The sequence below is a fragment of the Noviherbaspirillum sp. Root189 genome, from assembly GCF_001428545.1.
Taxonomy (GTDB): domain Bacteria; phylum Pseudomonadota; class Gammaproteobacteria; order Burkholderiales; family Burkholderiaceae_D; genus Noviherbaspirillum.
The window spans coordinates 38769-45443 of sequence record NZ_LMHZ01000028.1 but is presented as its reverse complement, the minus strand read 5'-3'; the positions used below and the strand labels follow the sequence as shown (position 1 = coordinate 45443).

Here is a 6675-nt window from a genome sequence, read left to right as displayed (position 1 = left end):
GAAGGACATAATGTCCAATGCGACTCCCTACCAAGGGGGCTTAACTGAAGGGATTCAAACGGAGTCGCTCTGTTGAAGAACGAGACGAGGGAAGAGACCGACAACGAAATACAGCTTGATGGGACCCGAAGTCCAGTTGCCCACCATACAGGAAACGAGCAGGATGTCCACTCCTTTCGTTATTCGGGCAGCGTCGCAGGATCGCATGCAGTCGGCGCAGCCTGGTACTGGTACGGACAGCATGGCGCGGTTGAAGGATCGCATAAGGGGCAAACCTCCAATATGCGGCAAAGGCGATACCTCGCTTTGCCCTACAATCTACTCTAAACCTTTATGTAGTCGCACCGCCCGGAATGTGCGCGGAAGCGGCCATACGGTCGTGTACTTCTGATATCCGCTAATGGCCGTCAGCAGCCATAGGACGACATGTTACGAATGGCTCCTCTTCCGATGTAACCGGACACCATAAGCGGGCCGCGGTTGGTACCGCTTATGAGAAGTCAAATAAGTCGGCTTGCTGTGGCCGAGGTTCGCCCGCTTCATCTACTTTGGTCAGTGATGACATTTTCACGCCAAGTAACCGTATGCGCTTATCCAGCGTCACCCGCTTCAGACATTCACTTGCCGCCCGTCGAATAAGCACGGGATCGTTGGTCGCCTCGGGCAAGGTGATGTCGCGCGTCACGGTATGAAATCCCTGGAAGCGTAGCTTGATCCCGACCGTCTTCCCAACATAGTGTTTACGCACCAGGTCTTCGGACACCCGCACGCACAGATTGGTGAAGACTTCGCCAAGAGCCAGGCGATCAAGTCGTGGATGCAAATCTGTTTCAAACGTGCTCTCGCGACTCATCGACTTTGGCTCGGAATGCATCACCACTTCACTGTGATCGATACCATGGGCCGCCTCCAACAGCCATGCGCTGTATGAGCGCCCGAAGTGCTCCTGCAGAAGCCCGGCGTCCGCGGCGGCCAACTCTTCGACCGTCGTGATGCCTAAGACACGGAGTATCTCGGCTGCCTTCGGCCCGATACCGTTTATCTTGCTCGCTGCAAGCGGCCAAATCCGGGTCGGTACGTCATCGGCGGACAGAATCGTCAGTCCATTCGGCTTCTCGAGATCGGACCCTATCTTTGCGAGCAGACGGTTTGGCGCGACACAGATGGAGCAGGACAGTCCTGTGGCTTCGACCACGGCGTTCTTGACGCGTTGAGCGAGCTCGCGGGTCTCCCCTACCTCATGGCTCAAATCAATATATATCTCGTCAATGCCACGATTCTGGATATGCGGTGCAACCGTAGCCACAGCTGCTTTGAACAGCCTGGAATAGTGGCGATACAGATTGAAGTCGGCAGCAAGCAAAATGGCATCCGGCGCCAGTTTCGCGCACTTCATCATCGGCATCCCAGAAAAAACACCAAGCGCCCTGGCCTCGTATGTCGACGTGGTGACTACTCCTCGCCCGACATAGTCGCGGAGACGCGCATAGCGACGGCTGCCATCTGGCATTTGCTGCGGCTGGTGCTCGCTCCGTCCCCCCACTACAACCGGCTCACCTTTCAGATCTGGATACTTCAGCAACTCGACGGACGCAAAATATGAGTCCATATCCAGGTGGGCGATCCGCCGCACGGGCTGTGGACTGTTCTTGGGGTCGGCAGCTGCACTCTGTCTGCTATCCACGATGTTACTAGTGCTTCCCTTTCCGTATTCCATAGCGACTGCTGGACTTCGTGATCCTTTGACGGCAGCAAGGATAGCGCAGAACTGAGGGAATTCACCTTCGATGCACGGTCGGCTCCCTCAGGGAGGGTTCAACGCGGCGAGGTTGCACCGACCGACGCCTTTCTGGTCGGAGACCGACCTGCACAATTGGCACATAAAAGGAAAACCATTTCCTCTAATGCAATATTTGCAAGGCTACGGGTACATTCTGTGCACACGCTCTGTGCGGAGGGACATTTGTTCAAGAATTAGTTCCAAAAGTGTAACCAGATTAGTTCAGAGGACTGTTAAACGGACGGGAGGACGCCATCCGCCGCCGGGCGCCATTAAATGAGCAATGATAACTATTATTATCATTGCAGCGATTTAAAACCAGTCCGGTTTTCGTGCGTAACACTGCTGCGAACTGCCGCATGCCACTGGTATCGGGTTGATCTCACGTTTATTCGCACATTACGTATTCAAGACAGCGAAGATATGCGTTACACATCGTGGCGGGTTATGTTCAATGTCACGATACAAAGACTACGGTGCAAGTTGATAAAATGGTCGCGAACTTTCTTTATGTAAATTTAAGGCGGTGCCATTAAATTGCTTGCAGCCTTCTAAGACTCACCCGGCGGGCAGTTACACGAATCCAAGAAGGTTACTTCGACGCCAAGTTGGACATCCAACGCCTTCCCGGCGCATCTTTTTTCAACGAAACTTCGAGCAGCAGATTTTCAGGGCGAGATCAGATTTGCGTGACGCTGCGGCTTTTTGAAAGAAGTCAGAAGCTGATGGCCAGCGCTACAACCTCCTCGCCTGCGTCGCACAGGCGTTGGTACTCCTCACATTGCCATATGCGGTAATAATTCTGCTTCATAGGAATAAGCGTTTCAGGATGCGGCGCGGAGACCCAGATGTTGCCACCATTAGGATGCGAAATCCGGTCGTGGAACTGAGGAAGGAAGTCGAGTGTCATGTCTAAACCTTTGATACGGGGTTTCTATTGCATTCGCGTTCCAGTGAGATAGAATCAAATGCACGGTTAGATCTTATTACAGGTTCAGCAGCGGCTAACTAATCATGTTGCACGTTCATGTGATGTGCCCTTCGGTAAGATCAGCTTCCTGGATGCGCATAAGCCTCTTCAAAGAAGTAGTCCTTCCATGATACGGCCTTGTTCTTGAGAACACCCAGCTTATGCAATTCTTCGGCATACACGAAGGTGCGGTGCGGCGATACGGTGAAATGATTCTCCGGATCCTCAATGATCTTGCGGATCAGTTCCGGTGACAATTTGGATTTCTGCACGCGGATGAAGGTATCTGCGGCGGCAGCTTTATCGGCCTGGATTAGCTGCCCTGCTTCGACTAAGGCATTGTAAAAAGCTTTGTAAGTCTTAGGATTCTCGTCGTGGAATTTTTGCGTGCTGTAGAGAACATTGAAGGTTGCCGGTCCGCCGAGGATGTCATAGGAGCTGATGATCTTGTGCACGTTCTTGCCTGCAGCGAGCGCTAGATAGTAAAACGGCGCGCTGGAGAAATGCGTAGTAATTTCCGAGCCGCCTGCGATCAACGCCGCCGTGGCATCAGGGTGAGGCAAGCTGACAGAAATGCTGTCGAGCTTCTTGAAATCTTCCTTTCCAAACACACGGGCTGCTTCGATTTGCAGCGTACGGGACTGGAAGCCAACACCGGCGGCAGGCACGGCGATGCGGTCCCTGATGCTTAAATCCTTCAGCGTTTTTACGGCAGGATTGTTTGTCAGCAGATAGTTCGGCAGCGACCCGAGTGCAGCGACCGCTTTGACATTCTGCTTGCCGCGAGTCCGGTCCCACATGGTTAGCATTGGCGGCACGCCCGCCGACACGACATCAATCGATCCTGCGATGAGAGCCTCGTTCATTCCTGTGGCGCCGGACAGACTCGCCCAGTCAACATCAATATCAACGCCAGCTTGCTTGCCATGCTTTTCGATCAGTTGGCGATCGCGGACAACATCCAGAATCAGATACCCGATGCCGAACTGTTGCGCAATGCGGATTTTTCCTTCCGCATGCGCGGGCACAGTTAGCGATGCAAACGAACAGGCCAGAATCCCGCATGCGGCACGCAAGATTGACAGTCGGCAGCCTTGCACATACCGGTAATGCGACATAAATGCTTTCCGCACCAATACCGGTTTGGTCGAGAGGCGTAAGACCATCGAACGAGTGGATTGCGAGATGTGATGGAAGCGGGCAAGAAATAGAGACATAGTCGTTTCGAATTGTTAATAGAGGTGACCGGAATTCCGCCTGTACGGTAGTTCACCCGGACACACGCTTGTTGCAAATGACAGCTAACACGTCCGTTCAGGAAGGACTGATTCTATGCAGGTAACACGAAGGGTGAAACGAAATATTTCGCGTTTGAATATAGGGTGTGCGCATATGAACTAGCGATAAATTATCGTCGGGATAGTACGTAAAATCCTTCATATCCTTATTTATTAGATTCGTTCGCCGCGCAAACCTACGATGACATAACTTTTAGCTTTTGTAGAACTAAGCCGCGACTGGACTGACGCGAACGCGTAAAGCGTCATGCACTTGACAGCAGTACTAAGCTGCCTGGTCACGCTATCATGCTTCTCTTGCAGCGCCGTTGCATCCACAAGCGCTTGCCCTTGCCCGCAAATCGGCTCCGAGACGCTTTGCCATGGCAAGCGCGGCGCCGTAGGGGGCGCTGGTGGCAGTAACCAATGAATAGCCATGCGACTCATAAAAACGGCGCGCCGAGAGCGTGCTGGTGACTCGCAGCATGGAGACGCCAGACTTTCTCGCTTTTGATTCTAGTGTTCGAAGCAGAGCGCTGCCGATGCCGGTTTGTCTTCTTATAGGATCGACATGCAGCAATACGATGCGGCCTGGCCGAGCAAGCATGCCGACGCCTACGACTTCATCCTGAACGGTTGCTACGATAGGGTAATGCGCCGGCCAGATAAGCCAACTCTCCACCGTATCCGTTGTTTTGTTACGCAACCATCTTTCCAGCACTCCCGAATCATAGCGATGATCATCTACACAACATTGTGTGATGCTTCGGCGCAAAATGTCGCACACCGCACCGGCATCACCTTCGGTCGCCAATCTGATTCCTGTCATAGTTCACCTTTACGCGTGCTCAGAGCAATTCGGCTTTCGTTATGAAAGTTCGGAAGACGTACAATGAAGACTGATATCCGCTAACGGAGACTGTAGCGCCACTCACCACAAGCGAGAACGAATATTGCCGAGCTTGCATATCCTTATTCCACATAAATACTGGAAATGGTAAAAATACTTCCTTCTGCCAGGCGCGATGAAAAGCTTTTTATTTCCGGTTTACGTCTTCAGCTTCAGGCAGTTCTGCTAGCAAGGTCGAGATGGTTGATCGATGTTGCGCCGAGACGAAACCGGCTGACGTTGGCATTGAATAAAAGCTACTGTTCAAGAGAGGACGGTCTATTGTCGCTTGATGAAGCACACTGGCAATTTCAATATGCCGTGTTCGAATGATTTTTCGATTTGCAGGTCATATGCAAACCACTCCACGATGGCGCATGACGACAATATGTCATTCGTCGCCGTCGCGATCCAGCGGATAGAGCAGCGAAACGATCACTGCAACAAAAGCCAGCGCCGCAGTGACAAGGTCCATGATATCCACAATCATTACTCGGTTGGGGCTAACGCGTATCGCCGTATCAGAGCACCTGACAAAATGCTGCGTCGAGTGTTGGCCGCGTCTTTCCATCGTCTTTTTGTCAGATGCTCCAAGTAGCGCTACTTTGCGGCCGGTACGGTCGCGGCAGGGCTCCATACCTCAACGTTGGAAGCGTTGATCTTTTTAGGAAGCAAGCCTTCACTAAAGAAGGTATCTGCGATGGTCTGTTGTTCCTTCAACGAATCAATCAGTATCGGGCTGACCGCGTAGCTGCGCCGGCTGTTTGCCAACTCGACCGTCGCTGCATCAAGCCCCCACAGCGGAGCCAAGGCTGCCGCCGCTTCCTTTGGATACTGTTTCACCCATTGCCCGGTTTTACGCAATTCTTCATAGACTACATGAAGCACGTCTGGCCGGGCTTCGGCGAACTGCGTGGATGCCAAATAGTAACGCTGGTAATCAGCGACGTTGCGGCCGTCGGCCAGAATGCGCACCTGCGCTTGCCGTTGCACGCCGGCGAGAAACGGATCCCAGGTAACCCATGCATCAACGCTGCCCCGTTCAAATGCCGCGCGGCCGTCCGACGGTGTGAGATACGCCGGAGATATATCCTTGAATTTCAATCCGGCCTTTTCCAGCAGGCCGATCAAAAGATAATGGCTACCTGCGGCCTTGGTCACCGCAACCCTCTTTCCTTTGAGGTCGGCGATCGTCTTCAGTGGCGAATCGGCCCGTACAACAATAGCCTGAGCAGACGGTGATGGCGCTTCCTGTGCAACATACGTCAACTTCGCGCCGGCAGCCTGCGCAAACACCGGCACCGTATCGGCGACGTCGGCACTCAGGTCCACTCCGCCCACATTGAGCGCTTCCAGCAACGGCAAGCCACTTGGAAACTCATGCCAGCTCACCTTGACTCCCAGTAGTGCTAACTGTTGTTCGAGCGTGCCGCGCGACTTGACGATGGTCAGCAAAGTGGAAGATTTTTGATAACCGATGCGCACTGCATCGGGTGCCTTTTGCGCCCATGCTGGCAAGGTCGCTGCAAGTGGCAATGCGATGAATGAGGATAGCAGCAGACGGCGAAAACGTTGGAAGGAATCTGACATGGATGTTTGGTTTCAGGTATAAGTTTGGGTTGAACGCGCGCCGCTCATCGGCAGGAAAATCAAAAATGGATAACGACTGGTCGCCGCAGTGTATGAACATTTTTCTTGTTTGCGAACGAAAGTTTTGGTTCTTGCATATTGATAGAATGCATACCTTTTGACGAGTCTT

The 6675-nt window shown here is 52.8% G+C and carries 5 protein-coding genes; all 5 read right to left on the bottom strand.

What is annotated here, in order from left to right:
* Positions 1-490 precede the first annotated feature (490 nt).
* On the bottom strand, positions 491-1609 hold the full coding sequence (locus ASE07_RS17320) for a DNA polymerase Y family protein (protein ID WP_057292094.1): 1119 nt from the start codon (positions 1607-1609) through the stop codon (positions 491-493).
* A gap of 886 nt (positions 1610-2495) precedes the next feature.
* Entirely contained in the window at positions 2496-2690 is a 195-nt protein-coding gene (locus ASE07_RS17315; RefSeq protein ID WP_057292088.1) for a hypothetical protein, read from the bottom strand.
* Between the two features lie 140 nt (positions 2691-2830).
* Positions 2831-3868, bottom strand: coding sequence for an ABC transporter substrate-binding protein (locus ASE07_RS17310; RefSeq protein ID WP_057292093.1), 1038 nt, complete (start codon positions 3866-3868; stop codon positions 2831-2833).
* A gap of 466 nt (positions 3869-4334) precedes the next feature.
* A complete protein-coding gene (locus tag ASE07_RS17305; protein WP_057292087.1) occupies positions 4335-4841 on the bottom strand; it encodes a GNAT family N-acetyltransferase in 507 nt (168 codons plus the stop codon).
* Between the two features lie 675 nt (positions 4842-5516).
* Positions 5517-6506, bottom strand: coding sequence for an aliphatic sulfonate ABC transporter substrate-binding protein (locus ASE07_RS17300; RefSeq protein WP_057292086.1), 990 nt, complete (start codon positions 6504-6506; stop codon positions 5517-5519).
* Between the last annotated feature and the right edge of the window lie 169 nt (positions 6507-6675).